This window comes from Vibrio sp. OPT46, assembly GCF_015163535.1.
GTDB lineage: Bacteria > Pseudomonadota > Gammaproteobacteria > Enterobacterales > Vibrionaceae > Vibrio > Vibrio alginolyticus.
In genome coordinates, this window is sequence record NZ_JADDYG010000095.1 from 1 (window position 1) to 282 (window position 282).

Annotated in this window: 1 pseudogene; it reads left to right on the forward strand. The window is 42.2% G+C overall.

The window, feature by feature from the left end:
* Positions 1-282 (forward strand): annotated as a pseudogene (locus IQR33_RS35805) (IS3 family transposase); the annotation flags it as partial.

The window sequence follows — 282 nt, forward strand, 5'->3', positions numbered from 1 at the left end:
CCGAGTTCAACTCACCTCCTACACCAGAGCAACGTATTAAAGAGCTTGAAAAGCAGCTCGAAGATGCTCAACTCAAAGCCGACTTCTTTGAAGCTGTCGTGAACGTTATGGAACGTGACTATGGTGTTAGAGTGACAAAAAAGCACAAAGAAGCGTTGTCCAAGAGAAAACCATAGTAGGTTTGAGCGTTACGAAGTTTTGTCAGTTAGTACAAATCTCTCGCCAAGCTTATTATAAGCAATGCCAAACTCAATCTCGTTGTGAACATCATGAGCATACTGT